Origin of the sequence: Cupriavidus consociatus (genome assembly GCF_017814975.1) — a bacterium.
Taxonomy (GTDB): Bacteria; Pseudomonadota; Gammaproteobacteria; order Burkholderiales; family Burkholderiaceae; genus Cupriavidus; species Cupriavidus consociatus.
Genome location: NZ_JAGIQA010000004.1, coordinates 272884 through 297803 on the forward strand (window position 1 = coordinate 272884; position 24920 = coordinate 297803).

Below are 24920 nucleotides of genomic sequence, written 5' to 3' on the forward strand. Positions count from 1 at the left end.
TGATCTGGCGCAGGTAGTGCGGCACCTGTCACGCGGAGAATTGCCTTCGAGACCCGCGCGCGACCGACAGCACGCCGGCGTTCCCTGACAGGTAGCCCCCGATACCGAACCATGCCTTACACCGATCTACCGGCCGATCCCCCGGCCGAAGCGCAGGCCGCCACCCCGCTGCGCCATCGCCTTTCCACGCGCATCATCTCGCTGTCGCTGGCCGTGCTGCTGGTGGTGCTCGGCATGATTTCCGGCACGCTGTGGCTGTCATGGAAGCTCGAAGGCGCGGGCGCCGCCATCAATGACGCCGGCAGCCTGCGCATGCGCGCCAACCGTGTCGCGATCGAACTTGCGCTGGCGCACGCGCAGCGCGGCAACGCACTGGCGATGCAGGTGCAGGCGCTGGACGGCACGCTGGCGCAGCTGCGCCGCGGCAACCCGTCACGCCCGCTGTTCCTGCCCGACGAACCCGCCATCCACGCCCAGCTCGCGCGCGTGACGCAGGACTGGCACACGCAGCTGCGCCCGATCGCCATGGCCGGCGCCGACAGCACCGCGCCGGCGCGCTATATCGCCGCGCTGCCGGGCTTCGTGGCGCAGGCCGACAAGCTGGTCGGCATGATCGAGCACGACAGCGCGCGCAAGACCGACCTGCTGCGCCTGTCGCAGACGGCGCTGGCGCTGATGGCCTGCGTGGGCACCGTCGCCGTGATCTACCTGCTCTACCTGTGGATCATCCTCCCGGTGCTGCGGCTGCAGGACGGCCTGCGGCGCATGGCCGCGCGCGAGTTCTCGCTGCGCCTGCCGGTGGAGACCCGCGACGAGTTCGGCACCCTCAGCGAAGGCTTCAACCGCATGGCCGGCGAGTTGCAGAGCCTGTATCACGACCTGGAAGCGCGCGTGGCGCAGAAGACCGCCGAACTGGAGCGCCAGAACCGCGACCTGGAGGAGCTATACGACATGGCGGCGTTCCTGAACCAGGCCCGCGACGCCGACACCATGGCGCGCGGATTCCTGGCGCGCGTGATGCGGCAGTTCGACGCCGAGGGCGGCAGCGTGCGCGTGCTCGACCCGCGCCACGGCCGCATGCACCTGCTGGCCAGCGCGGGCCTGCCCGCGGCGCTGGCCGAGGCCGCGTCGTGTGCTGCCGCCGATGCCTGCCACTGCGGCGATGCGACGCGCGAGGCCGTGATTACCATCACCGACCTGCGCGGCGGGCAAGGCGCCGCGGCCATGCAGGACGGCACGCCGTGCGCGCACAACGGTTTCCGCGCGCTGGCGGCCTTCCGCATCGGAAGCCAGCGCGGCGCCACCGGTGTGTTCGCGCTGCATTTCCGTGCCCCGCGCGCGCTGCCCGCCTCCGACCGGCAACTGCTCGAAACGCTGGGCCAGCATCTCGGCACGGCGCTGGAACACCTGCGCCTGTCGGCGACGGCGCGCCAGCTTGCAGTGGTGGAAGAACGCAACCTGGTGGCACAGGGCCTGCACGACAGCATCGCGCAGGGCCTGAACTACCTGAACCTGCAGGTGCAGCTGCTCGACGACGCGGTCGCGCGCGACGACCTCGCAGAGACCCGCGAGATCGTGCCGATGCTGCGCCACGGCGTGGAAGAGAGCTACCAGGACGTGCGCGAGCTGCTCAACAATTTCCGCTCGCGCCTGGGCAGCGGCGAGCTGCGCCCGGCAGTGGAAGACACCGTGGCGCGCTTCCGCCGCCAGTGCCGCACCGAAGCCACGCTCACCATCGACGAGCATGCCGACGGCAATGGCGCCGCCGGCCGGCCGCTGGCGCCGGAACAGCAGCTGCAGGTCCTTTTCATCCTGCAGGAAGCGCTCTCCAACGTGCGCAAGCATGCGCTGGCCGCGCACGTGACGGTGGCGCTCAGCCACGGCCGCGACTTCCGCCTGGTGGTGGAGGACGACGGCGAAGGCTTCGATCCCGCCGAGCTCGCCACGCGCGCCGACGCGCATATCGGCCTGAACATCATGCGCGAGCGCGCCGCGCGCCTGGGCGCGCAGCTGCACGTGCAGGCAGCCCCCGGCCGCGGCGTGCGCATCGAACTGCTGCTGCCGCGCCACGCCCCACAGAACATCGAGACCCAGCCATGACCATTCGCATCCTGCTGATCGACGACCATACCCTGTTCCGCTCCGGCATCCGCGCGCTGCTGCAGCGCCAGACCGATTTCGAGATCGTCGACGAAGCCGCCGACGGCGTGGAGGGCATCAAGCGCGCCAAGCAGCATCGCCCCGACGTGATCCTGCTGGACCTCAACATGCCCGGCCTGTCGGGCCTGGAGGCGCTGCAGCTGCTGGTGGAAGACCTGCCGCAGACGGCGGTGATCGTGCTGACGGTGTCCGAGGAAGCCGAGGAACTGGCCGCTGCGCTGCGCAGTGGCGCGCGCGGCTACCTGATCAAGAACATCGAGACCGAGGCGCTGATCGCCGGCATCCGCCGCGCCGCCGCGGGCGAGCCGGTGATCTCCGACAGCATGACGGCCAAGCTGGTGGCGCAGTTCCGCACGCCGGCGCCCGCCGCCGCGCCGCGCCACGACGACGCGCCGCGCCTGACCGCGCGCGAGCGCGAGATCGTGCAGGGGCTGGCGCGCGGCGAGAGCAACAAGGAAATCGCGCGCGATCTCGGCGTAGCCGAAAGTACCGTGAAGATCCACGTGCAGAACATCCTGAAGAAGCTCAACCTCGCCAGCCGCGTGCAGGTCGCGGTGTACGCGGTCGAGCATGGCCTGACCGAGGCCGGCTGAGCGCGCCGCCAGCACGGCACCAATGTGCCGCGCGAGGCGTTGTGCAGCGCGCCAAAGGGGCTCGTTGCGTACGGCGTCGTCCGATTCCTACACCGTTATCAGCCCCTGCCCGGAGGGATGCGGCCGGGCCTTGACCTAGGCTGAACCTTGAGCAGTGGCCTTTCAGATGCGCGGGCCGCTTCGGTACGGAAGCCTCCGGCTTCCCCGATCCACGAACAAGGAGCACGCCATGGGAATCGGCACTATTCTTCTGATCATTCTTGTCCTGCTGCTGGTCGGTGCCCTGCCGGCCTGGCCGTACAGTTCCGGCTGGGGCTACTGGCCAAGCGGCGGCCTGGGCCTGATCGTCCTGATCGTGCTGTTGCTCGTGGTCCTCGGCCGGATATAGCGTTCCGGCCGTCCAGCGGGCGACCGCGGCCGGCAGGCCCCCGCGTGAGCGGCATCGCTGCGGCGTTGCCGACCATGCCGGGGTCCTGCTGCCGCATCGCCCGGTTTTACTAAGCCACCCTGTCCCAAGGAGACTGACATGCCAGCCAAATCGAAGGCGCAACAGCAAGCCGCGGGAGCGGCGCTCTCCGCCAAGCGCGGGGACAAGAAGGCCGGATCGCTGAAGGGCGCTTCGCGCTCGATGTACAAGTCGATGAGCGAGAAGGAACTCGACAAGATGGCATCGACAAAGACCAAGAAGCTGCCAAAGCACAAAGCGGAGCGCTGACGCGTTCACGCTTCGCGCCGTTCCCGCTCCCGCGGGAACGGCTGCAACGCAGTGCGCCAATTTAATTCTTTCCTTCCTCGCACTCTCCCAGCCCGCCGCAAAATCCCGGCAAGCGCCTGGCCTTACTGCTGCGCGCCAGCTTGATCGATTCGGACAGCGCCAGCCCGAAGCCGGCGATGCTGTCGAGATCCTGCACTACCCGATCGCGCAGGAAACCGGCCCAGCAGAAGTCCCCATAGGGACCGTCCGGCTTGCGATAGGCGCCGGCGGCGCGCGCAAATGCAGCCAGGCTGCGATACGGGTCGTCGCACATGCCCATCACCGTGGGCGGCAGCGCCTTCGGCGCCCGGAGCTTGCCGTGCTCATCATACGGATGGACGTGGCCGAGCCGGCGCATGCGCTTCCAGAAGGCTCGAGGACTCAGTGCGCTGAGGTCGCGCAGAATCCGCACCGGTCCCCACTGGTATCCCAATTCCATCCAAGCGCGCACCCAGTGATGGTGGTCGACGATATAGAGGCTGCCGCCGGGGCCCGTCACAGTCTTGATTCGGTGCCTGCGCATGAAGCGCCGCAGCGCCGCACGGTCGTTGCGGTCCGCGTGGCGCTGCGTGACTTCCTTCTTGTGGCGGACGTGGGCATAGCCCAGCGTAAGTTGCGTGGGACGCAGCCGCGCCAGTTCGGCAATGGCATTGCCGTTTCGGCGGCGGGCGCGGTCGCGCTCCTCAGTCATGTTCGACACGCTTCTGGTTGACGAAATGCTCCAACTCGCTGCCGGGGTCCTCGTTGCCCGTGGACTGCTCGGCCACCGATTCCCGTGCCAGCGGCCGCGGCCAGTATTCGCCCTCGACGTCCTGCACGGGCTCGCCGCGCACGTTCGGGTCGAAGTCGGTCCACTGGCCACATTCCCAGCAGCCTTGCGCGCGCTCCAGGTGGCTGGCGCCGGCTTCGCGCAGCACGTCGACCACGACCGACGACAGGCCATTGCCGACGCAGGCCGCCAGCATCACGCTGCCGGCGCTCTTGCCGGTGTCGGCCTCGGCTTGCGTCCCGGCCCGCGCCTCGCCTTGCGGCCGTACCGACGTGATGGAAACGTCCCAGACCGAAAAACCCCGTGCGAACAAGATCCGCGCCGCTTCTTCGGCGCTGGCGATGGATTCGAAGCGACCCGCTACGATCGGTGACATGGCGGCTCCTGTATCGAAGAATGGATGCGGTACTTCCCCACGCCGCTTGCAAGAGCCACGCCCACGCCGATTCTGCCGGGGAGCGGTCCTGAGGGCGCGCGGCACGTGCAATATTTGCAAGCGCCGCACCCGAACTACATGCGCGGCATGCGCGTGGGGCACGACGCCAGCGGCGTGCGCGGGCCAGGTCAACGACTCAGCCATTGACGACCTCGCCCCCGTTGATGTGCAGTATCTGTCCCGTGATATAGCTGGCCGCATCCGAGGCCAGGAACACGAAGCCCGCCGCCACTTCGAAAGGCTGCCCCGGCCGGCCCATCGGCGTCTTCTTGCCGAACTCGGCGACTTCCTCCGCGGTAAAGGTAGACGGGATCAACGGGGTCCAGATCGGGCCGGGCGCAACGCCATTGACGCGGATGCCGCGTTCGACCACCTGCAGCGCGAGCGATCGCGTGAACGACACGATCGCGCCCTTGGTCGCCGAGTAGTCGAGCAGATGCTTGCTGCCGCGATACGCGGTCACCGACGTGGTGTTCAGGATCGACGCGCCCGCCTTCATGTGCGGCAGCACCGCGCGCGTCAGGTGGAACATGGCAAAGACATTGGTACGGAAGGTGGCCTCGACCTGGCTTTCGTCGACGTCTTCCAGGGACTTTTCGGGATGCTGTTCGGCAGCGTTGTTGACCAGGATATCGAGCTTGCCGTATTGCTGCAGCGTCTGGCGGGCAACCCCTTCGGCATGGCTGCAGTCGGCAAGATCGCCTGCGACGGCTAGGCACTTGCGTCCGGAGGCTTCGACCAGTTCGACGGTTTCGCGGGCGTCGGCATGCTCGTCGAGGTAGGCAATGGCAACGTCGGCGCCTTCGCGCGCGAAGGCCACCGCGATGGCGCGGCCGATGCCGCTGTCGCCGCCGGTGATCAGCGCCACGCGCCCTTGCAGGCGGCCGCTGCCGACGTAGTCGTCCGCGCCGCTGTCCGGCTGCGGCCGCATGGGTGCTTCCAGCCCGGGTTGGCGATCCTGGTGCTGGGGGGGGACGCTCTTCGGCGTGGACATGGCTGACTCCTGTCGGTGGAGGGCGCGCTGGCCCATGCGCGTGCCGCGCAAGTTCCATGCCGCTGGATTGCATTCGGCATGCTGCCTCGGCGATGCGCCGCGCCAACTGCGGTGACGTGGCAGCCGCCCGTAACCCTTACATCGCCCGGCAATCCTTACAGCGCCGCAGCACGCGTAGCGGTGTGCGGGCACGGTAGCGAAGGGGCACGGATTTTGCGGCTTTGCTGTGCGGCTTTCCTCTGCGGAAGCCACGCACTTCAACGGCCCGGTGCCGCCGCCAGCCTTTGTGCAGGCGACGGCAAAGCCGGACCATTCAGCCAGGAGGCAAGCAATGTTCAACTTCCGCAACGACCGCGGCAGCCGCGGCGGAAATCAGGGCCAGCGCCAGCAAGCGGGCCGGCGCGACGAGAGCCGGGGCAGCGGCTCGGAAGACTGGGGCCAGGAATGGGGCGAAGACTGGCGCGGTGACGCGCGCGCCGAGGAGCGGGGGAACCGCGGCGAATGGCGCGGCGAGGGCCGCGGCCGCTCTGGAACCCGAGCGTATGGCGATGAGCGCGGCGATGAGCGTGGCGATGAACGCCGCGGCAGCGAATCAACGCGCCACGGCGGTCCGTGGTACCAGCAGGACACCCCCGCCGGCCAGGGCCGCGGCAGCTGGGGCCAGCCCGGCTACGGCGCTTCGGATGCCGGCGGCACCGGCCATCCTTACAGCAGTGCCTACGGCGGTTACCGTCCGTCGGCGCAAGACAGCGGATATCGCAGCCAGGAGCGCGAATCGGGCTATGGTTACCGCGACGAGGACCGCTTCGGGCCACGCGGCCGAGGCGGCGAGCGCGATCAGAGGGACGAGCGTGGCGAGCGCGGCGGCCGCGCCATGCACTGGCGCGAAGGCATGGAGCGCGACCGCAGCCAGCGCGGCGGCGAACCGAGCTATGGCAGCGGCTACTATGGCGATTCCGCCAGCGGCGGCCAGTCGTTCAGCGGCGGGCAGCGGGTCTATCCGGACGATCATGGCTATCGCCGCAGCCGGGCCTTCGGCCAGCAGGCGGCCGCCCAGGGATGGAACCAGCGCAGCCAGCACGCCGGCAGGCGCATGACCGGACCGAAGGGCTACCGCCGCTCGGACGAGCGCGTGCGCGAGGACGTGTGCGAGCGCCTCGCCATGAACCCGTACATCGATGTCGGCGAAGTCAGCGTGGAAGTTGCCAACGGCGTGGTCACGCTGGACGGCACCGTGCGCGAGCGCCGCGAGAAGTATGTGATCGAGGAAATCGCCGATGCGGTGTTCGGCGTGACCGAGGTTGACAACCGGCTGCGCGTGGAGCGGGGGCAAGGTGGCGAGCGCGGCCGGAGCGCGGCGTGGGCCGCGGGCTCTGAGGTCGGCGGCGAAGATGCCGGCACCGCCGCGAGCGGCACCGGCACGTCGCCGGAGCGCACGCTGAACAAGAGCTGAGTGCCAGACATCCGGCGCGGCGCGGCGCATGCAAGCGCCAGGCCGCGCCGCGCCGACATGCCGCGCCACCCCCGAAAATATCGTCCCGACAGCAAGCTGATGGTGCCTCTGGACACGCTGCGCCCGACCCAGATCACTGTCGGCGGCTACCACGTCGCGCAAAAGGTCCACGTGACGCGCCGCGTGCCGCCCGCGGACCGCGCTGCGTTCCTGGACCGGCATCGCGTCCACCTGGTGGTCGGGCCGGAGCAGAGCCTCTACGTGGTCGACCACCACCACTGGGTGCGCGCCTGGCATGACCTCGGCCTGACACACGTGCCCGCGATCGTCCGCACCGATGTCAGTGATTTCGATGTACCGGCGTTCTGGCGCTACATGGTCGCCAACCACCTGGTCCACCCGTATGACGAGAACGGCCGCCGCCGGCCGCTGACGGAGCTGCCAGAGGCCATCCACCACATGCGCGACGATCCCTACCGCAGCCTGGAGGCGTTCGTGCAACTCGCCGGCGGCTATCGCAAGGTCAAGACCGCTTACCCGGATTTCCGCTGGGCCGACTATTTCCGTCGCACCGTGCCGGGTCCGTTCGACACGGCGCATCATTTCGCCGCCGCACTGGCGCGCGCGTTCCGCCTGGCGCATGCGCCAGGCGCGCGCGAGTTGCCTGGCTATATCGGTCCGCTGCGGTGCTGACCCCCGCTGCCAACGAGCCGCTCACGAATGCCCCTTTCAGCCAGCGCGCTGCACGGCGTCCAGCAGGCGCAACAAGCGCGCTTCGTCAGCGCGCAGCCGGGCCACCGAGGGCGCCTTTCCGGCGGCTTCGAGCACGCCGCACAGGTAAGCGTCGATCACGCCTGGGTGCACATAGCACTTGCGGCAAACCGCCATGGTGTTGCGCAACTGGCGCGCCACCTCGCGGATCGCGTCGGCTACGGCCTTCTTGCGCGCGGTTTCGCTGGCTGCCGGCGGCAGCTTGCGCAGGATTGCCAGCGCGTGCACGCTGCCGGCCCAGGTGCGGAAATCCTTGGCGGTGAATTCGCCGCCCGTCGCCTCCTTCAGGTAGGCGTTCACATCGGCCGAGCCGATCTCGCGGATCTCGCCGTCGCTGTCTCGATACTTGAACAGCCGCTGGCCCGGCAGGTCGGCGCAGTTGCGCACGATCCGCGCCAGGCGGGGGTCGTTGACCGAGACGTCGTGGGTGATGCCGCTCTTGCCGGTGAACTGGAAGCGCAGCCGGCTGCCGCGCACGGTCACATGCCGGCGCCGCAGCGTGGTCAGGCCGTAGGTGCGGTTCTGCTGCGCGTAGCGCGGCGAGCCCACGCGCACCAGCGTGGCGTCGAGCAGCACCACCACCGCCGCCACCACCTTTTCACGCGGCATGCCGTTGCGGCCCAGGTCGCGCGCGGCGCGGGCGCGCAGCCGCGGCAGCACCGCGCCGAAGGCGGGCAGGCGCGCGTACTTGTCTGAATCGCGCAGTGCCGCCCATTCGGGGTGGTAGACGTACTGCTTGCGCCCGCGCGCGTCGCGCCCGGTAGCCTGCAGGTGGCCGCGCGCATGCGGGCAGATCCACACTGACTCGTAAGCGGGTGGGATGGCCAGCGTGGCGATGCGCGCCAGCGTGGCCTGGTCGCGCACGCGCTGGCCGTCGGGGCCGATATAGCTGAAGCCGCTGCCTTGCCGGCGCCGGGTTATGCCCGGGCTGCCGTCGTCGACGTAGCGCAGGCCGGCATCGCGCAGCACGGCGTCAAGCGCTGCGGCGGGCTCGGTGGCGGTAAGGGTCGTGTCCATAGAGGCGGCGTCGCAACTGGCACGCCACGCATCGCTATCCGGTGCTGGCCGGCGGCGCGCCGGCGGCTCCGGAAGCGGGCGCCGGCGGCGATACCGCAGCGCCCATGGCGACGGCGTCGTCGTCGGGCTCCGGTGCCGCGGACCGCGGCTTCGGCTGCAGGGCACGGTCGGCGCTGACGGGGCCGGCACGCGCCGCAGTGATCATTTCGCGCAGCCAGTTGACCAGCAGGCTGCTATAGGCGCGCTGGCTTTCCTCGTCGGTCAACCCGTGGTCGGCCCCCTTGATCACGCGGTAGGTCATCGAGTTGGCATGCACGCATGCGTCGACATAGCTCATCACCGCGGCGTGCGGGACCACCTGGTCGTGCTCGGATTCGATCACCAGCACGTCGCCGCCGAATTCCGCGCAGGCGCGCACGGCGCGGTTGTCCTCGGGCGGGACCACGCTGCGCCGGTACGCCACCAGGTCCTGCTCGCGGTGCAGCTGGCGCTTGGGCAATTCCCAGCCGGAATCCATGTACAACGCCGGCGCCCGAAAGCCCATCCAGCGCACCGGTCGCATCGTGCTCAGCAGCGCGGCCAGGTAGCCGCCGTAGCTGCTGCCCACCACCGCGATGGCGTTGCGATCGACTTCCGGCTGCCGCACCAGCGTGTCGTATGCGGCGACCACGTCGGCCAGGTTGCGCATGCGTGTGACGGTCTCATATTGCGACTTGGTGCCGGCGTGGCCGGTCAGGTCGAAGGTCAGGCAGACGCAGCCCAGGCCCGCGACCTTGCGCGCACGCGCCAGGTATTGCTGCTGGCTGCCGCCCCAGCCGTGCACGAACAGCACGCCGGGCAATCTGGTCTCGGGACTGATCAGGGTGCCGGCAATGGTGCCGCCCTCGCTTTGGATCTGCAGCAGTTCTTCATGGGTTGCCATGGGAATCGGGCTCCAGCCTTGCGTACTTGGTCAGGGGACCGACGTGGCGGTCCTCTCCCTGGAAATAGATCACGGCGTCGGCGGGTATCCGCACGTTGGCGCCGTACACTTCGCGCGTGGACGCCACCACCCGGACGCGGTCCGGATCGTTCCGCAGCGCCTCCAGTGCCGCCAGCTCGGCACCGGTGGCGCCGCCTACGCGCCACGACTGCTCGAGCACGCCGCCAAGCACCTGCTCGCGGTCGGCGCCGGGACCGGCGGCCGGGCCGAAGGCCACGTCGTAGTTGCAGCGCGTCAGCACCATGCCGCCATAGCAGGCCAGCGCGGCGTCGTGGTACACCATCGCCGCGCGCACCGCTGCCAGCGTGCGCGCGTCGAACGGCTGGTGCAGCAGCGTATCGAAGCCGCCGCGCACCACCGTCAGTGTCGAGCCCCCGTAGACCTGCTGGCCGCGGTTGTTCTGCGTCAGCCCCTGCGTGCCGCAATAGCTGGCGCGCAGTCCGGCCAGCTCCACCTGGCCGACGCTATAGGTCTGCGGCGCGTCCAGGTCCCGTTCCACGACGATGCCGTGGGCCTCCACCACCGCATCGGGCATGGCGGCAAGCGCTTCGTCGAGCGCGCGCGCGCTGGCGACCACGCACTGGCCCAGCCCGCCGATGCCGCACGGCTCTTTCAGCCGCACCGGACCCAGTGCCAGCAGGCGCGTGCCGGCGGTGCGCGCATCGGCGAGGGTGAACGCGGTGAAGCCTGGCAGCGTGGCGCCGACCACGCGCTGCACGAATGCCTCGCTCCATCCTTCGGGAGCGGCCGCGCCCGGCTCGACCAGCCCGTGCGTGATCGCCTTGGTGGCGACAAACGCGTAAGGCACCACGCCGCCGAACAGGTCGCCCTTTCCTTGCACGCCGAGGCGCGCGGCAAGGTCCTGCCCGACCAGCGTCTGCGCGGGCACCAGGTAGGGCCGCGGCCGGCCCGGAGCGGCTTCATCGTACGCACCGGCGTAGCCGATCCCCGCGATTCCGGCCACCTTGCGCGCGATATTGGCCATGGTGGTGCCAAGGTGGCTGTCCGGCTGCCCCAGCGAGTCGCAGCCGTATACCATGACCGCGCGGGACGCAGCGGCGGACGCTTCCATCTGCTTGCGCTGGCTTGCCTTGTTCGGATCGGACACGGCTGGCTCCTTGCTCGATGACCTGGTTGGCGCGACAAGTTGACGGCGATCGGGGCATGCGGCCCGCGGTGCGGCCTAAGGACTGGCGTCGGCAATGGCATGCGCTTCGGCGCCGCTGCCGCCGTCCTCGGACCGGTGCTGCCGCGCGGCGCGAGCGTGCTGCTTGGCCGCATGGTTTTCGCGCGCCTCGTCCAGCGAATGGCTCATCTTGACGCCGTCTTCCTTGTCGGCCAGCTCGGCCAGGTGGCGGTAGAAGTCCGCCAGCTGCCGCAATTCTTCCTCGTCGAGGTCTTCGATCGAGACCAGCATGTTGCTGGCTTCGCGGTGCGAGGCCAGCAACTCGTTGAGCTTGAGGTGGACCGCGACGGCGTCCTTGTTCTGGCTCTGCTGGATCAGGAACACCATCAGGAAAGTGACGATGGTGGTGCCGGTGTTGATGACCAGCTGCCAGGTCTCGGAGAATCCGAACATGGGCCCGGTGATGGCCCAGGCGGCCACCACGCTGACCGCGAGCACGAATGCGGTGGGGGAGCCGGCATGGCGCGTGGCACCACCCGCGAAGCGGTCAAACGCGTGCAATACGCTGGCATGCTTGCCGGACGTTGGCTGATGACCAACGCCCGGCAGGATTGGGCTGGACTTGCTCATCGTTGCGCTCCTCGGTTGCGCTTGCCTGCTTGCGCTACGCGCGGCGGCATGCTGATTTCATTGTATGGAGGGCATGGGGCCGGCGTGCAGCGGGCGCAGTCCTACAACGCGCGCAGCACTTGCGCGCCAATCCGCGGCACACCGCCTGCGTTTTCGCGCGCGCGGCGCGCATGCCGGTGCGCGCTCGCGCGGGAATGCTTCTTGCGCCGGACATGGTTTTCTGTCAAGGAGCCGAGATGAACCAGAATGCCCCTTCCCCATCCGCCGCCGACGACGAAGCCTTGCGCGTGGCGGTGCGCGCCGAGATCGCCGCGGCATTCGACGGCCGCTTTCCTGACGGCGTGGCGCTCGAAGTCTCGGATCGCCGGGTCACCGTGCGGGGCTGCGTCGAGGATGTCGACACCGCGCAGCGCATCGAGAAAGCCGCGGCCGTCAGCGCCGGCGTGCTCGGCGTACACAACGCGCTGTCGCTGCGCCGCGAACCGCGATCCGAAGCGCCGGCGCAGCCCGAGGACAGCGGCATGCAAGCCGACCCATCGCAGCGTCCGTACGGACAGATCAACCATAAGGTCTGACCCCCGAAAATAGAGGCGCCGGATCGAATCCGGCGCCTCGTTCATCGCTCGCTGGCAAGCTACGCTGTCTCCCGGGGTCAGCCCCACGGATCGTAGCGGTCCGCTTCCCAATACGGCGAAATGCCGTAGTACTGGTGGATGCTGGTGGCCCACTGCGAATCGGCCATGCTCGGCCAGTGGTCCTTGTCAAAGCCGGGCGCGGCCTTTAGCCGGTCCTTCTCGACGCCGAGCACGAAGCACTTGCGGCGCGTGTCCAGCGTCAGCGCGGACCACGGCAGGGCAAACAGCTTCTCGCCGATGCCAAGGAAGCCGCCCATGGCCAGCACCGCATACGCGACCCGGCCACCCAGGATATCGATCATGATGTGGTCGATGGTTCCGATGTCGTCGCCCGCCGGATCGACCACCTTGTTGCCCTCGAGCGTATCGGCGGCCATCACGAACGGGCCGGGGCCCGGGGAATTGCGGTCGATGCCGCCGACGATCGATGCGCCGCGCGGCTGTTCACCGGGGGATTCAGGCTGGACTGGGGTCATGGACACCTCCGTTTCGGGTTGGCTGCAACAAGTCGCTGCAAAAAGTCATGGCGTGGGTGGCCGGCTGCCCTGTGCCTGGCGGCGCGCGTCTGCCGGCACCGGCGGCACCAGCGGGTCGAAATCCACCCAGCGGCCATCGACCCATTGCCCGTCGGCACGCTCCACGTCCTTGGCGCCTTCCTGTCGCAGCAGGTCGGCGACCGCGGCGGTATCGCCGCTGGGTACGTGCGCGGCCAGCAGCACGCCGGCGTTGCGCACCGGCGGCTGTCCGGTCGCCGGGTTGCGGCGCCCATCGCGCGCCAGCGCCAGCGCGCCCGCGAGCGAGCCGAGATACGCGCCCAGGCCCACCGCAAATACCAGCACGAGGACCGACACCGGCGGCACGGCGGCCAGCGACGACACCAGCATTGCGCCCACGGCAGCGCCGGCCGCTGCGCCGATCACCACGCCGGCAATGGCACCGGCGCCGGACTTGCGCGCGCCAGCATCGGCCGCGTGGTCTCCGCCCATCGCATAGGCGGCGTGCTGCCCGGGCGGATTGACGTAGAACAGGCTGAGGTCCTGGTCCGCGAAACCGCGTGCCTTGAGGCGGCTGGCGACGGATTCGGCGGTACTGAAGCTGTCGAATCGACCTGCGACGATGACGGTCATGCTGGCTCCATGGCTTGTTGATCGGAATCGCCCGACGGCTACCCTAGCGGCCGCGCACGCTGCCCTTGCGCTGGCCCGCCGGCTTGGCTCCCACAGGCTGCTGCTCGCTGCCGCGCTTGAGCTTCCAGTCGACGTCGTCGCGCGCGGTCTGCATCTTCTTTTCCGCATGCATGGCGGCGCTCGGCGAGATCGGGTCGCTGGCCGGGAAGGTCATTTCCAAAGAGTCGTCGACGGCGGCCTGGTAGGTCCTGGCTTCCTTGCCACGCTGGGGCTTGTCCGTGCCCATGCCGGCCCTGGCCCCGCCGGAGCGCGACACGGTACCGGCCTTGCCGGGCTTGTCGGAGGCGCTGGCGCGCATGGCGCGGGGCTTGTCAGGCTGGGCGGAAGCCTTGGCTGCAGGCCGGGCCGTGCTCTTTGCGGCTGGCTTGGCGGCGGCTGGCCTGGCAGCTGGTTTGACGGCCTTGGCGGCTGGCTTGGCCGCGGGCTTCGCTGCCGGCTTGGCGGCCGGCTTTGCCGCGGTCCTGGTCGCGGTCTTGGCCGCGGTTTTTGCCGCGGTCTTTGCAGCAGGCTTCGCGGCGGGCTTGCTGGCCGATCGCGCGCCAGGCTTGGCCGAGGATCTTGCGGTGGATGCCGAGGATTTCGCGCTGGACGGCTTGCGGGCAACCTGCGCGGCCTTGTCGGACTTGCGGCTGGCGTTAGGCATGGTTGTTCCCTCCTTGGTTGAGTGACTGACCCATGCAAAGGCCGGGCCAGACAGCCCGCGCCGATCGCCGCGCGCGACTTTCCCGCCAGGCATCGCGCCGCGCACCGCGCCGGGCGCGCTGCCGGCGTCCGGCCAATGCGCGCCACGCCGGACATGCCGGTAAAAACTACATCGTCAAGCAAAGGATGGATGGCGCGCGCAACGCGCGATGTCACGCCCTACCGGGCTGGCGCGGGAACCTGACGGCGATGCAGACGCTGATCCTGTCCGCTTCGCAGCCGTCGCTTTCGGCGCTGAGCTGGGCGCCATGCATCTCGACCATGCGCCGCGTGAGCAGCAGCGCGGTGCTCTGCCGCGCCGGCGTGGCACCGTCGGCCGCGGCGCGGCGGCCGAAGAAGTCGGTCAGCGCCGCCAGCCGGCTGGCGCTGCGTTGCTGGTCCAGCCGCGGGCTCTCGGTGATGCGCAGCTTCACGTGGGTGGGCTCGCCGAACAGATGCATCGCCACCGACCCACCCGCCGGCGCGCGCCAGATGCAGTGCACCAGCAGGTGCCGCAGCAAAGGGATGAGGCGGGTCGCGTCACCGTCGATGCCATACGCGCCATCGCCCGCGCCGTCGGTGGTGACGGGGGCCAGCAGCACTCCTCGGGCCTCGGCGGCCGGGCGCCGGTCGGCAATGGCCTGCGCGGCCGCGTCGAGCAGGTCGACGCGCTGCCAGCTGGGCGCGCGCTCGTCGGCCAGCAGGCGCACCGATTCTTCCATTTCCTCGATCAGCGCCAGTTGCTGCTGGGTGCCCGCGCGGATCCCGTCGAGCGCACGCTGCGCCGGGGCCGGCGCCGTATCGAAGGCGCGGTCCAGCACGTAGGCCCAGCTCTGGATGGCATTGAGCGAGGAACGCAGGTCATGTGCCGACTGCTCGATCAGGGTGTTGACTTCCTGCACCACGCGCACCGCGGCCGTATGGGCGGAGTCCGCGCCCCTGGCCACATTCGTGGAATGATCGTCGGAAACGTCCGGCTGGTTGGACGGCGGCTGCGGTTGCGTCATGATCGGATTGGCGTCTGGTCGGCCAGGTTGGCTGCTTGGCGTAGAAGCAAGAAACGTGCTGCGCGCAGCGCTGGGAGCCAGCCCGCATGTCGTTCCAGGCGAGTCAACCGGTCGCGGAGGATCCCGTGTCATTGCGCGAGGCGCGCAGCCACTCGGGCAGCTCCCCGCGGGCGGCATAATCTTCCAGCCGGTTGTACAAAGTCTTCAGGCTGATACCGAGGATCTCGGCAGCATGCTTCTTGACGCCGGCGCACTGCTCCAGCGTGGCGAAGATCAGCTGGCGGTCGGCGTCGGCCAGCGACATCCCTACCGGCACCGATACCACCGCCGCGCCAGGAGCCTGCGTGGCCGCCACCTGCAGCGGCACCTGCACCTCGGTAATGAGGTCCTCGTCGGCCATGATAAAGGCGCGCTGCACGAAATTGCGCAGCTCGCGCACATTGCCCGGCCAGGCATGCAGGCGCAGGCTGTCGAGCACGTTGGGAGCGAAGCGCCGCTGCGTGCCCTGCTCGCCATTGAGCTGGTCCAGCATCAGGTTGGCGATCTGGATCACGTCGTCGCCGCGCGCGCGCAGCGGCGGCAGCTCCACCGGGAACACATTGAGGCGGTGGAACAGGTCGGCGCGCAGCTTGCCGTCGGCCACGGCCTCTTCGGGGTTGCGGTTGGTGGCGGCCAGCACGCGCACGTCGGCATGGCATTCGCGGTTGGTACCCACGCGCATGAAGGTGCCGGTCTCCAGCACGCGCAGCAGCTTGACCTGCAGTTCGGCCGGCATCTCGGTGATTTCGTCGAGGAACAACGTGCCGCCGTCAGCGCGCTCGAAATAGCCCTTGTGCTGGCGGTCGGCGCCGGTAAAGCTGCCGCGCTCGTGGCCGAACATCTCGCTTTCGATCAGCGTGGGGGAGATCGCGCCGCAATTGACCGCGAGGAAAGGCTGCCGGCGCCGCGACGACAGCTCGTGCACGGTCTGCGCGGCCAGTTCCTTGCCAGTGCCGCTTTCGCCGATGAGCAGCACCGTGGCCTCGGTGGGCGCCACGCGCGCGAGCTGGTCGTAGACCGTCTGCATCACCTCCGAACTGCCCATCAGCCGGCCGAAGCGGCCGTAGCGGCGCAGTTCGCCGCGCAGCGAATGGATCTCGGCGCGCAGCTCGCCGGTGGTAGCCAGGCGCTTGAGCACGGTCTGCAGGCGCGCCACGTTGATCGGCTTGACCAGGTAGTCGGTAGCGCCGGCGCGCAGCGCCTCGACCGCGCTTTCGACGCTGGCATAGCCGGTGGTCAGGATCACTTCGACGCCGGAGGCGCCGACCTCGTCGAACAGTTCCATGCCGTTGCCGTCGGGCAGGCGCAGGTCGGCGACGATCGCGTCAGGCATGTGCCAGCCGAACTGCAGCCGCGCTTCGCGCAGGCTGCCGGCGGTGGCGGAAGTGAAACCTTCCATGGCCACGATCTCCGCCAGCGCGGCACATGCGTTTTCATCGTCATCGACAATCAGGATGTGGGGCATACGATCCGTCAGTGAGACCTAATGGAAACTTGGGCGAAACCAGCAAAAACGCCTGTCCGATTTCCGGCCGGCACCAGGTGCTGTTGCCGCCGCGCTGCATGCGAAGCGCGGCAGCATGCCGATCAATTCAGGACAGGGGCGGCACGGTTCCGACTGTGTACTGCCAGTCCACTGCGTAATGCAAGTCTAAGCGGGGCCTGACGCCGTGATTGCCGGTGTCTGTCTGACACAGCTGTCGGAACTTTCCGCGCGGGACCGCGCGGCTATGGCAAGGCCCTGTGGCAAAGGCTAGCATAGGAACTTCCCACCCTCACACGACAAGCTCGCCAAGCCCTGCCTTCGATCGTGCCAGTGACCACCACGCCTCCGCGGCGCAGCGCCGCCGTCCCTGCCACAAGCCGCCAGGCCACTCTCTCCCCTGCGGTCGGGGAAGGCGCGCCGCGCCGCGCCGTGCCTTCGCAGGTGTCGCTGCTGTGGGAAAGTACCGCCCCGGCCATGCAGCGCCTGATGGCCCAGGTGGAGCGGGTGGCGCCGACCGATGTCACCATGCTTGCAGTAGGGGAAAGCGGCTCGGGCAAGGAAGTGGTGGCGCGCGCCGTGCACGAGCGCAGCGCGCGGCGCAACGGCCCCTTCATCGCCGTCAACTGCGGCGCGATCCAGCCGACGCTGATCGAGTCGGAGCTGTTCGGGCACGAGAAAGGCGGCTTTACCGGCGCGATCGAGCAGAAGGCGGGGTATTTCGAGCAGGCGCAGGGCGGCACCCTGTTCCTGGACGAAGTCACCGAAATGCCGCTCGAGATGCAGATCAAATTGTTGCGGGTTCTGGAAAGCCGCACCTTCCACCGCGTCGGCGGCGATACGCTGATCGTCACCGACGTGCGCATCCTGGCCGCGACCAATCGCGACCCGGTCGAGGCCGTGCGCACCGGGCAACTGCGCGAAGACCTGCTGTACCGGCTGGCAGTGTTTCCGCTGCATATCCCGCCACTGCGGGAGCGCCCCGACGATATCGTGCCGCTGGCGCGGCACTTCCTCGCCGAATACAACGCGATGGAACACAGCGACAAGACCTTCTCGGCCGCTTCGCTCGACCGGCTGGTGCGCTATGACTGGCCGGGCAACGTGCGCGAGCTGAAGAACGCGGTCTACCGTGCCTTTATCCTGGCCGACAAGGTGGTCGAGATCAGCAATCCCAACCTGGCCACGCAGCCGCCGCGGCCCACCACCGTGGACGGCGTGGTCAACGTGCGCGTGGGCACCACGCTGGCCGATACCCAGCGCGAGATCATTATGGCCACGCTGGCGCGCTTCGACGGCGACAAGCGCCAGGCGGCGCGCGCCCTCGGCATCAGCCTGAAGACGCTGTACAACCGGCTGGACGCCTACCGGTCGCTCTGAGACGGCGATGCGCCCGTGGCCGGATCGGCCAGCGCGCGCAACAGCGCGTCGATCGCCAGCGGCTTGGTCAGATGCGCATGGAAGCCGGCCAGCCTGCTGCGCCGCTGGTCCTCCGCGGTACCGCGCCCGGTCAGCGCCAGGAAGCGCACCTCCGCGCGGCAGGTCTGGCGCAACGCCTGCAGGACTTCATAGCCCGACATGTCGGGCATTTCCAGGTCCAGCAGCACGCAGTCCGGGCGGAAGCTGTCAGCCAGCGCCAGCGCCTGGTAGCCGCCATGGGCCGCGCGCGCATCGTGGCCGAGCATGATCAGCAGTTCGGCCATGCTGTCGGCGGAATCGGCATTGTCGTCGACCACCAGCACGCGCCGCCGCGGCGGCGCTCCTGTCGCCGGAGCCGCCGCTTCGCGGCGCGGCGCGCCGGCGCGCGGCAGGATCACGGTGAAGGTGCTGCCCTTGCCCGGCCCGGCGCTGTCGGCCTGGATCGCGCCGCCGTGCGCTTCGACCACGGCCTTGGCCAGCGCCAGCCCGACGCCGAGCCCGCTGCGGCTGCCGGCCTCGGCCTCCTGCGAGAACAGGTTGAAGATCCGGTCCAGCGCCGCCGGCTGCAGGCCACGGCCGGTATCCGATATGGTTGTCACCACGCGCGCCGGCTGCACCTGGACCCGCACGCTGATGGTGCCGCCGCGCGGCGTGTACTTGGTGGCGTTGCTGAGCAGGTTGAGCAGCACCTGTCCCAGCCGGTTGGCATCGGCGCGCACGTGCGGCGATACCGCAGGCAGCTCCGCCAGCAACTGCTGGCCCGCGGCATCAAGCACCGGCCGGATCGCCTCCAGGCTGTTGCTGACCACATCGTTGTAAGACGTCGGCGTCAACTCCATCTTCATCTTGCCCGCGGTCACGCGGCCGACATCCAGCAGGTCATTGACCAGCCGCTCAAGCTGGCGCAGCTGCCGCTCGATGATCGCGGCGCAATGGCGGATGCGGGTATCGGTATCCGGCGTGAGCGCGATCACCTCGACCGCATTGCGCACGGGTGCGAGCGGGTTGCGCAGTTCGTGACCAAGAATGGCAAGGAAGGATTGCAGGCGCCGGTTGCCGGACTCGAGCAGCTCGAGGCGCAGCGCGTCGCTGATGTCGCGCGCGGTCCAGAGCAGCCCGACCGGGCAGCCTGCGGCATCGCGCACCAGCACCATGCGGGTCTGGCAGCGCACGATCGCGCCATCCTGGCGTGCCAGGCGCTCGTCGCCGGCCCACTGGCCGCAGGCGCGCGCGGCTTCGAGCGCCGCGCGGTCACGCCCGGCCGCGGCATCCGGCCCGGTGTACAGCAGCGCCAGCGGCTTGCCGATCGCGTCGGCCGCCGCGTATCCGGTCACGGCCTGCGCGCCGACGTTCCAGCTGCGGATGGTGCCATCCAGGTCCAGTTCGCAGACCGCGGTGCCGGGCAAATTGTCGGCCAGCAACTGCAGGCGCGACTCGGCCAGGCGGGCGTGCTCGGACGCGGCTTCCTGCACGGTGATATCGCGGCAAGCCACCACGAAGCCGCCTGCGCTCGCATGCATGACACAGGCGGCCTGCAACTGGCTGCCGTCCTGGCGCACGCGCCAGCCCCGGTCGCGGGCGCTGCCGGCTCGCGCCGCAGCCTGCTGCCACTGCAGCGGCAACCCGGCGGCGATATCGTCGGCGCGATGCAGGCAGGAGAAATGGCGGCTGGCGATGTCTTCGGCGCGGTAGCCGAATACGCGCCGCGCGATGTCGGGCCATGCCACGATGCGGCCTTCTGCATCCGTTTCGAACACCGCCACGTCCTCGACCGCATCCAGCAGGCGCCGGTATTGCTCAGCGGCAGGCTGGCCGGCTTGCCCGGAGAGAACGCCTCCCGCCGCTGCCAGATGTGGCGCGCGGCCATCTTTTGCCGCTTCCGGCTCCGACATGGACAAACCCTGTGTAGTGGTGGACGAACATGGCAGGCCGTTCGATACGATGCGAACGGCATGGCACCATGGCTGGCATGCGGTACGCATTCGGCACGGCTAAATGCCCGCCAGTCGGCGGGCATCCAGATCCATGATAGGTGTTCGTGGCACCGGTCGCGACCGCGGCACCCGCGAAGCGGTGTGCGGGCTGCCGGTGCCACAGTGACGGCCGGTGGCCTAGCGTCCCCGGCGCAGCTGCACCATGGCCGCCAAAGCGGCGGATGCGCCGACGACCAGCGCGGTGGCGAGCATGGGATGCCGCGCGGTGGTCGTGTAGGGGCACGACTGCAGCGCGGTGCGCGTGCCGCTTCGCTCCTGCAGGCCGCTGCCGCTGCCGTACAGCGTGTTGTCCTCGAGCGGGCCGGCCGGGTGGCGCGTCTGCTGGGCACGGCCCATGAAACGACGCATGAAGCGGTCAAAGGTATGCGGCGTGTGATACGCCGCCGCCGAGAAGGCCTTGGCCGCACCGCCGACGAAAAGATCGCGGCGCGGATTCTCGGCGGCGAACAGGATCGCATCGGCGGCCAGCGCCGGGTCGTACAGCGGCGGCGGCAGGCGCGGCTCGACGTCGAGGAAGTTCTTTGCATGCATGGCCAGCGGCGTTTCCAGGCCGGCGGGCTTGATCAGCGTGATGCTGACCGGTGCCTGTTCCTGCTCCAGCTCCAGCCGCAGCGAATCGGTAAAGCCCTTGATCGCATGCTGGGAGGCCGCGTACGCGCTCTGCAGCGGCAGCGGCCCGTCGGAGGCCTCGCTACCCATGTTGATGATGGTGCCGCCGCATTCGCGCAGGTGCGCGGCCGCCGCCAGCGAGCCATGGACGGTGCCCCAGTAGTTGGTGTCGAACAGCCGCCGCTGATCTTCCAGCGGCACGTCGCCGTGACGGCCGAAGATCGTCACGCCAGCGTTGTTGATCCAGGTGTCGAAGCTGCCGAAGCGCTCGATCGCGGCATGCGCGACCTTGGCGACGTCTTCGTGCCGGCCTACATCGGCAGTGACCGTGATGACTTCGGCGCCCTGCTCGCGCAGCTCTTCGGCCAGTTTGTGCAGCGAATCCTCGCTGCGCGCTACCAGCACCAGCCGCGCACCGCGCGCGGCGGCCTTGCGCGCGGTGACCAGGCCCACGCCGCTGGTGGCGCCGGTCAGCACGATCACCTGCGAGCCGATTTTCTTCAGGGTGGGTTTCATCTGCCGCTTCCTCCTCGGGATGGTTTCCGGCGCGGCGCCAGGCGTGACAACGGTTCATCACCAGTAAAGCACCGCAGATAACCATCGCAAATTGCGTTCCCATGGGCGCCGGCCCCCCGGCGCGCGCCGGAGCTGAAGCAGGCGCGCAGCAGAATTACAACGTCCGGTAAGAACCACATGCCGGCCGGCGCGCGTTGCCGTGTGCGGGACGACAGGGCGCCATCTTTTCCAGTGTAGGACTGGCGCCGATTTCGGTAGCGCCATGTGCTGCCTAAGCTGGATGCATCTTCTCCCAACCGGCGACAGCCATGGCCAAGACGACGCGACAGGACTCCGGCGACAGCCGCACAGCGGCAAAGCGTTCTACCGCGCGCAGCGGCCGGCCTGCCCGCAAGGACTCGCCGCCGGCGGCGCGCAAGAGCGGGGCGGCGGCCCGCAAACGCAGCACAGCCAGTGCCGCACTGGACAAGTACCGCCGCATGCGCGACTTCGGCGCCACGCCCGAGCCCAGCGGTGCCCCCGCCCGCACGCACGCCGCACCGCGCAAGCGCGCCGGCGAGCTGTCGTTCGTGATCCAGAAGCACGCGGCGCGGCGGCTGCACTACGACTTCCGGCTTGAGCTTGGCGGCACGCTGAAAAGCTGGGCCGTGCCCAAGGGCCCGAGCCTGGATCCGAACGACAAGCGCATGGCGGTCCACGTCGAAGACCATCCGATGGACTATGCCGGCTTCGAAGGCGTCATCCCCGCCGGACACTACGGCGCGGGCACGGTGATCGTATGGGACCGCGGCACCTGGGTGCCGGTCGGCGACGCCGAGGCAGGCTACCGCGCCGGCAAGCTCAAGTTCGAGCTGCGCGGCGAGAAGCTGCATGGCCACTGGACGCTGGTGCGGATGCACGGCAGCCGGCAAAAGGAGCAGGACGCCTGGCTGCTGATCAAGGAGCGCGACGACGCCGCGGTGCCGGCCGCAGAGTTCGACGTGGTCGAGGCGCTGCCCGACAGCGTGCTGGGCGGCACCGCGCGCAAGGCGAAAGGTGCCAGCCGCTCCGCCAGTCCGGCAGCAAAGCGTGCCGGCAAGGCCAATGCCGGCGCAAAGGCCCACGCCGGCACCCGCGCCAAGGCACTGAAGCCACCGCCCGGCGCGCCGCGCGCGGCATTGCCGCTGGCGCTGGCGCCGCAGCTGGCCACGCTGGTCGACAAGCCTCCGGCGGACGCCGCGGCCTGGCGCTATGAGATCAAGTTCGACGGCTACCGGGTGCTGGCGCGCATCGACGGCAAGGACGTGCGGCTGTTCACGCGCCAGGGCCACGACTGGACCGCGAAGCTGCGCGCGCTGGCACGCGACGTCGGCATGCTGGGGCTGCCCGACGGCTGGCTCGACGGCGAGATCGTGGTGATCGGCAAGCATGGCGAGACCGACTTCCAGGCCTTGCAGAACGCCTTCGATACCGCGCGCGTCGAGGCGATCCAGTATTTCGTGTTCGACCTGCCCTTCTATGCCGGCCATGACCTGCGCAAGGTGCCGCTGGTCGAGCGCCGCGCGCTGCTGCGGCACATCTTTGCCGGCAACACCGCGCCGCGGCTGCAGTTCAGCGAAGACTTCGAGGCCGCCCCCGACGAAATGCTCGACGCCGCCTGCCGCATGAAGCTCGAAGGCGTGATCGGCAAGCGCGCGGATTCGAGCTATGTCAGCACGCGCAGCAATACCTGGATCAAGCTCAAATGCACCTTGCGCCAGGAATTCGTGGTGGCGGGCTTTACCGAACCCAGGGGCAGCCGCACCGGCCTCGGCTCGCTGCTGCTGGGCGTGCACGACAGCGGCGGACGGCTGCGCTATGCCGGCAATGTCGGCACCGGCTTCGACACGCGCATGCTTGGCGAACTGCGCGCGCAACTGGATGCGCTGCGCGCCGATACGTCGCCGTTCGCGACCGTGCCGGCCGGCGTGAAGGGGCACTGGGTGCGGCCGAAACTGGTGGCCGAGGTGTCGTTTGGCAGCTGGACCCGCGAAGGCCGCGTGCGCCATGCCGTGTTCCACGGGCTGCGCACCGACAAGCCTGCCGGCGCGGTGTCGGTCGAGATGCCGGCGGCACCAGCCGGCAAGGGGAAGAAGGCCGCGGCGAAAGCCCCCGCAAAGCGCGCAGGCAAGACCGCAGGCAAGACCGCTTCGAAAGCGGCTGGCAAGGCCACGATAAAGGCCGCCAGAGCTGGCGCCCTCGGCAAGCAGCCCACCGCGCTGGGCGGCAAGGTCAGGATCAGCCATGCCGAACGCGTGATCGACACCACCTCCGGCCTGACCAAGGGCGACCTGGTGCGCTACTACGAGCAGGCGGCCCCGCTGATGCTGCCGCACCTGCGCGGCCGTCCGATCGCGATGGTGCGCGCTCCTGCCGGGGTGGGCGGCGAACAGTTCTTCCAGCGTCATGGCGACACGCTGCGCGTCGATGGCATCAACCTCCTGGACCCGTCGCTGTGGCCGGGCCATCCCGCGCTGCTGGAGATCGTGTCGGCCGAGGCGCTGGTCTCGGCGGCCCAGCTCAACGTGGTCGAGTTCCACACCTGGAACGCCAGCAAGCGCAGCATCGACCGGCCCAACCGCATCATCTTCGACCTGGACCCGGGCGAAGGCGTGCCCTGGGACCAGATGCAGGAGGCCGCCGCGCTGATGAAGGCACTGCTCGACGAGCTTGGCCTGGCCAGCTTCCTGAAGACCAGCGGCGGCAAGGGCCTGCACGTGGTGGTGCCGGTCACGCCGCGCGCCGGCTGGGACGAGGTCAAGGACTTTGCGCAGGACGTGGTGCGCCATGTCGCCGCCACCATCCCGCAGCGCTTCGTGGCCAAGAGTGGTGCGCGCAATCGCGTAGGGAAGATTTTCATCGATTACCTGCGCAATGGTGTCGGGGCGACCACCGTCGCGGCGTTCTCGGCACGCGCGCGGCCAGGGCTGGGCGTATCGATCCCGGTTTCGTGGGAAGAACTCGGGACGCTGGAGAGCGCGGCGCAATGGACCGTCGCCAGCGTGGGCCCGCGGCTGGAGGCCCTGCAGGCCGACGATCCATGGGCCGGCTATGCTGGCGTGCGTCAGGCCATCACCCGTGCCGCCGCGCGGCTCGGGCGCGCCGGCTGAGCTACATCGCGGCATATCCGCGGCACATTTCTTGCGCCGCTTTCCATAGACAACCGGCGTGAGCGCCGTGCCGCCACTTATGGAGAGAGCGCAATGACCCACCTCAGCATTCCCGGTACGATCCGCGCCGCCGGCGGTGGCAGCGCCGGTTCAGGCACCAGCGCGCCGCACAACCGGCGCGCGCTGCGTCGTCTGCTGGTTTCCTGCGCGATGCTGTCTTTCGCCGCTGCACCAGTGCACGCGCGCCTGCCGGCACCCACACCCGAGCAACAGCAGGCGGCCGAAGCAAAGAAGGCCAAGGAAGCGGAGACGGCCAAGCAACAAGCCGAGGCCCTTGCTCGCGTGCAGGACACGCTGGCCGCGCGCTTCGGCAAGGGCGCCAGCCCGGCGGGCGCCACCGACGCCGGCAAGGTCCCGCAGAAGGCCGCCGAAGCTCCCGGTTCGGCCGGCCCGCACGGCGGTACCTCGCCGAGCGCCGAGGCACATAGCGGCGAGGCCGCTCGCCGCTGAAGCCAGACCGCGCCCGTTAGCCTGTGC

At 69.4% G+C, this 24920-nt stretch carries 25 protein-coding genes; 11 read left to right on the forward strand and 14 right to left on the reverse strand.

What is annotated here, in order from left to right; all coding sequences use genetic code 11:
* Positions 1 to 111 precede the first annotated feature (111 nt).
* The 4 genes from J8I82_RS07965 (at position 112) to J8I82_RS07980 (ending at position 3468) form a co-directional block, all read left to right on the forward strand.
* Positions 112 to 2100, forward strand: coding sequence for a type IV pili methyl-accepting chemotaxis transducer N-terminal domain-containing protein (locus J8I82_RS07965; protein ID WP_209756038.1), 1989 nt, complete (start codon positions 112 to 114; stop codon positions 2098 to 2100).
* Entirely contained in the window at positions 2097 to 2753 is a 657-nt protein-coding gene (locus tag J8I82_RS07970; RefSeq protein WP_063237447.1) for a response regulator, read from the forward strand. The genes J8I82_RS07965 and J8I82_RS07970 overlap by 4 nt, the downstream gene beginning before the upstream one ends.
* Before the next feature lie 229 nt (positions 2754 to 2982).
* A complete protein-coding gene (locus tag J8I82_RS07975; RefSeq protein ID WP_133095985.1) occupies positions 2983 to 3141 on the forward strand; it encodes a DUF3309 family protein in 159 nt (52 codons plus the stop codon).
* A gap of 138 nt (positions 3142 to 3279) precedes the next feature.
* Positions 3280 to 3468, forward strand: coding sequence for a DUF3008 family protein (locus J8I82_RS07980; protein ID WP_209756041.1), 189 nt, complete (start codon positions 3280 to 3282; stop codon positions 3466 to 3468).
* 61 nt (positions 3469 to 3529) lie between these two features.
* Here the strand turns inward: J8I82_RS07980 and J8I82_RS07985 are convergent, their stop codons facing one another.
* The 3 genes from J8I82_RS07985 to J8I82_RS07995 form a co-directional block, all read right to left on the reverse strand.
* Positions 3530 to 4198, reverse strand: a complete 669-nt coding sequence (locus J8I82_RS07985; RefSeq protein ID WP_209756043.1) for a ParB/Srx family N-terminal domain-containing protein — start codon at positions 4196 to 4198, stop codon at positions 3530 to 3532.
* Positions 4191 to 4652 carry a hypothetical protein gene (locus J8I82_RS07990; RefSeq protein ID WP_209756045.1) on the reverse strand — a complete coding sequence of 154 codons (462 nt, stop codon included), beginning with the start codon at positions 4650 to 4652 and terminating at the stop codon, positions 4191 to 4193. Before J8I82_RS07990 ends, J8I82_RS07985 begins: the two co-directional genes overlap by 8 nt.
* 196 nt (positions 4653 to 4848) lie before the next feature.
* Complete coding sequence (locus J8I82_RS07995) at positions 4849 to 5706, reverse strand: SDR family oxidoreductase (RefSeq protein ID WP_209756047.1); 858 nt, start codon at positions 5704 to 5706, stop codon at positions 4849 to 4851.
* A gap of 331 nt (positions 5707 to 6037) precedes the next feature.
* Here J8I82_RS07995 and J8I82_RS08000 point away from each other — a divergent pair, with 331 nt between their 5' ends.
* Positions 6038 to 7159 (forward strand): BON domain-containing protein, encoded by a 1122-nt coding sequence (locus J8I82_RS08000; protein ID WP_209756049.1) that lies wholly within the window; start codon positions 6038 to 6040, stop codon positions 7157 to 7159.
* 57 nt (positions 7160 to 7216) lie between these two features.
* The gene (locus J8I82_RS08005; RefSeq protein WP_209756231.1) at positions 7217 to 7852 is read left to right on the forward strand and encodes a ParB-like protein; all 636 of its coding nucleotides are present in this window, start codon (positions 7217 to 7219) and stop codon (positions 7850 to 7852) included.
* Positions 7853 to 7888: 36 nt separating this feature from the next.
* On the opposite strand, the gene J8I82_RS08010 is transcribed toward J8I82_RS08005, so the two are convergent.
* The 4 genes from J8I82_RS08010 to J8I82_RS08025 all read right to left on the reverse strand — a co-directional run bounded on the left by J8I82_RS08010 (position 7889) and on the right by J8I82_RS08025 (position 11685).
* Positions 7889 to 8947: a DNA topoisomerase IB gene (locus J8I82_RS08010; protein WP_209756051.1), complete on the reverse strand. Its 1059-nt coding sequence runs from the start codon at positions 8945 to 8947 to the stop codon at positions 7889 to 7891.
* Between the two features lie 34 nt (positions 8948 to 8981).
* A complete protein-coding gene (locus J8I82_RS08015) occupies positions 8982 to 9869 on the reverse strand; it encodes an alpha/beta hydrolase family protein (RefSeq protein WP_209756054.1) in 888 nt (295 codons plus the stop codon).
* Positions 9856 to 11037, reverse strand: a complete 1182-nt coding sequence (locus J8I82_RS08020) for a DUF3182 family protein (protein WP_209756056.1) — start codon at positions 11035 to 11037, stop codon at positions 9856 to 9858. The genes J8I82_RS08015 and J8I82_RS08020 overlap by 14 nt, the downstream gene beginning before the upstream one ends.
* Before the next feature lie 75 nt (positions 11038 to 11112).
* Entirely contained in the window at positions 11113 to 11685 is a 573-nt protein-coding gene (locus J8I82_RS08025; protein WP_209756058.1) for a low affinity iron permease family protein, read from the reverse strand.
* 236 nt (positions 11686 to 11921) lie between these two features.
* Here J8I82_RS08025 and J8I82_RS08030 point away from each other — a divergent pair, with 236 nt between their 5' ends.
* Positions 11922 to 12260 carry a BON domain-containing protein gene (locus tag J8I82_RS08030; protein WP_209756060.1) on the forward strand — a complete coding sequence of 113 codons (339 nt, stop codon included), beginning with the start codon at positions 11922 to 11924 and terminating at the stop codon, positions 12258 to 12260.
* A 77-nt stretch (positions 12261 to 12337) separates the two neighbouring features.
* On the opposite strand, the gene J8I82_RS08035 is transcribed toward J8I82_RS08030, so the two are convergent.
* From J8I82_RS08035 to J8I82_RS08045, 3 genes are read right to left on the reverse strand one after another with little or no spacing between them, the layout of a single operon-like run.
* Positions 12338 to 12796 carry a PRC-barrel domain-containing protein gene (locus J8I82_RS08035; RefSeq protein ID WP_209756062.1) on the reverse strand — a complete coding sequence of 153 codons (459 nt, stop codon included), beginning with the start codon at positions 12794 to 12796 and terminating at the stop codon, positions 12338 to 12340.
* A gap of 45 nt (positions 12797 to 12841) precedes the next feature.
* Complete coding sequence (locus J8I82_RS08040; RefSeq protein ID WP_209756064.1) at positions 12842 to 13447, reverse strand: hypothetical protein; 606 nt, start codon at positions 13445 to 13447, stop codon at positions 12842 to 12844.
* A 43-nt stretch (positions 13448 to 13490) separates the two neighbouring features.
* Positions 13491 to 13805 (reverse strand): hypothetical protein, encoded by a 315-nt coding sequence (locus tag J8I82_RS08045; protein ID WP_245179531.1) that lies wholly within the window; start codon positions 13803 to 13805, stop codon positions 13491 to 13493.
* A gap of 115 nt (positions 13806 to 13920) precedes the next feature.
* On the opposite strand from J8I82_RS08045, the gene J8I82_RS08050 reads away from it, so the two are divergent.
* A complete protein-coding gene (locus tag J8I82_RS08050) occupies positions 13921 to 14175 on the forward strand; it encodes a hypothetical protein (RefSeq protein ID WP_209756066.1) in 255 nt (84 codons plus the stop codon).
* Positions 14176 to 14361: 186 nt separating this feature from the next.
* Here the strand turns inward: J8I82_RS08050 and J8I82_RS08055 are convergent, their stop codons facing one another.
* A complete protein-coding gene (locus J8I82_RS08055; RefSeq protein WP_245179532.1) occupies positions 14362 to 15195 on the reverse strand; it encodes a sensor histidine kinase in 834 nt (277 codons plus the stop codon).
* Between the two features lie 103 nt (positions 15196 to 15298).
* Positions 15299 to 16699, reverse strand: a complete 1401-nt coding sequence (locus J8I82_RS08060; RefSeq protein WP_133096000.1) for a sigma-54-dependent transcriptional regulator — start codon at positions 16697 to 16699, stop codon at positions 15299 to 15301.
* A 345-nt stretch (positions 16700 to 17044) separates the two neighbouring features.
* Here J8I82_RS08060 and J8I82_RS08065 point away from each other — a divergent pair, with 345 nt between their 5' ends.
* The gene (locus tag J8I82_RS08065; protein ID WP_209756068.1) at positions 17045 to 18097 is read left to right on the forward strand and encodes a sigma-54 interaction domain-containing protein; all 1053 of its coding nucleotides are present in this window, start codon (positions 17045 to 17047) and stop codon (positions 18095 to 18097) included.
* Here J8I82_RS08065 and J8I82_RS08070 read toward each other — a convergent pair.
* Positions 18082 to 20028: a hybrid sensor histidine kinase/response regulator gene (locus tag J8I82_RS08070; RefSeq protein WP_209756070.1), complete on the reverse strand. Its 1947-nt coding sequence runs from the start codon at positions 20026 to 20028 to the stop codon at positions 18082 to 18084. The two genes, J8I82_RS08065 and J8I82_RS08070, sit on opposite strands and share 16 nt — an antisense overlap.
* A gap of 219 nt (positions 20029 to 20247) precedes the next feature.
* Complete coding sequence (locus J8I82_RS08075; RefSeq protein ID WP_209756073.1) at positions 20248 to 21255, reverse strand: SDR family oxidoreductase; 1008 nt, start codon at positions 21253 to 21255, stop codon at positions 20248 to 20250.
* 308 nt (positions 21256 to 21563) lie between these two features.
* On the opposite strand from J8I82_RS08075, the gene ligD reads away from it, so the two are divergent.
* Entirely contained in the window at positions 21564 to 24383 is a 2820-nt protein-coding gene (gene ligD / locus J8I82_RS08080; protein ID WP_209756076.1) for a DNA ligase D, read from the forward strand.
* Positions 24384 to 24476: 93 nt separating this feature from the next.
* Positions 24477 to 24893 carry a hypothetical protein gene (locus J8I82_RS08085; protein ID WP_245179533.1) on the forward strand — a complete coding sequence of 139 codons (417 nt, stop codon included), beginning with the start codon at positions 24477 to 24479 and terminating at the stop codon, positions 24891 to 24893.
* Positions 24894 to 24920 lie beyond the last annotated feature (27 nt).

Bases quoted from the DNA above. Each gene is read 5' to 3' on its own strand.
- J8I82_RS07965 (WP_209756038.1), top strand. From the start codon at position 112: ATGCCTTACACCGATCTACCGGCCGATCCCCCGGCCGAAGCGCAGGCC.
- J8I82_RS07970 (WP_063237447.1), top strand. From the start codon at position 2,097: ATGACCATTCGCATCCTGCTGATCGACGACCATACCCTGTTCCGCTCC.
- J8I82_RS07975 (WP_133095985.1), top strand. From the start codon at position 2,983: ATGGGAATCGGCACTATTCTTCTGATCATTCTTGTCCTGCTGCTGGTC.
- J8I82_RS07980 (WP_209756041.1), top strand. From the start codon at position 3,280: ATGCCAGCCAAATCGAAGGCGCAACAGCAAGCCGCGGGAGCGGCGCTC.
- J8I82_RS07985 (WP_209756043.1), bottom strand. From the start codon at position 4,198: ATGACTGAGGAGCGCGACCGCGCCCGCCGCCGAAACGGCAATGCCATT.
- J8I82_RS07990 (WP_209756045.1), bottom strand. From the start codon at position 4,652: ATGTCACCGATCGTAGCGGGTCGCTTCGAATCCATCGCCAGCGCCGAA.
- J8I82_RS07995 (WP_209756047.1), bottom strand. From the start codon at position 5,706: ATGTCCACGCCGAAGAGCGTCCCCCCCCAGCACCAGGATCGCCAACCC.
- J8I82_RS08000 (WP_209756049.1), top strand. From the start codon at position 6,038: ATGTTCAACTTCCGCAACGACCGCGGCAGCCGCGGCGGAAATCAGGGC.
- J8I82_RS08005 (WP_209756231.1), top strand. From the start codon at position 7,217: ATGCCGCGCCACCCCCGAAAATATCGTCCCGACAGCAAGCTGATGGTG.
- J8I82_RS08010 (WP_209756051.1), bottom strand. From the start codon at position 8,947: ATGGACACGACCCTTACCGCCACCGAGCCCGCCGCAGCGCTTGACGCC.
- J8I82_RS08015 (WP_209756054.1), bottom strand. From the start codon at position 9,869: ATGGCAACCCATGAAGAACTGCTGCAGATCCAAAGCGAGGGCGGCACC.
- J8I82_RS08025 (WP_209756058.1), bottom strand. From the start codon at position 11,685: ATGAGCAAGTCCAGCCCAATCCTGCCGGGCGTTGGTCATCAGCCAACG.
- J8I82_RS08030 (WP_209756060.1), top strand. From the start codon at position 11,922: ATGAACCAGAATGCCCCTTCCCCATCCGCCGCCGACGACGAAGCCTTG.
- J8I82_RS08035 (WP_209756062.1), bottom strand. From the start codon at position 12,796: ATGACCCCAGTCCAGCCTGAATCCCCCGGTGAACAGCCGCGCGGCGCA.
- J8I82_RS08040 (WP_209756064.1), bottom strand. From the start codon at position 13,447: ATGACCGTCATCGTCGCAGGTCGATTCGACAGCTTCAGTACCGCCGAA.
- J8I82_RS08045 (WP_245179531.1), bottom strand. From the start codon at position 13,805: ATGCGCGCCAGCGCCTCCGACAAGCCCGGCAAGGCCGGTACCGTGTCG.
- J8I82_RS08055 (WP_245179532.1), bottom strand. From the start codon at position 15,195: ATGACGCAACCGCAGCCGCCGTCCAACCAGCCGGACGTTTCCGACGAT.
- J8I82_RS08060 (WP_133096000.1), bottom strand. From the start codon at position 16,699: ATGCCCCACATCCTGATTGTCGATGACGATGAAAACGCATGTGCCGCG.
- J8I82_RS08070 (WP_209756070.1), bottom strand. From the start codon at position 20,028: ATGTCGGAGCCGGAAGCGGCAAAAGATGGCCGCGCGCCACATCTGGCA.
- J8I82_RS08075 (WP_209756073.1), bottom strand. From the start codon at position 21,255: ATGAAACCCACCCTGAAGAAAATCGGCTCGCAGGTGATCGTGCTGACC.
- ligD (WP_209756076.1), top strand. From the start codon at position 21,564: ATGGCCAAGACGACGCGACAGGACTCCGGCGACAGCCGCACAGCGGCA.
- J8I82_RS08085 (WP_245179533.1), top strand. From the start codon at position 24,477: ATGACCCACCTCAGCATTCCCGGTACGATCCGCGCCGCCGGCGGTGGC.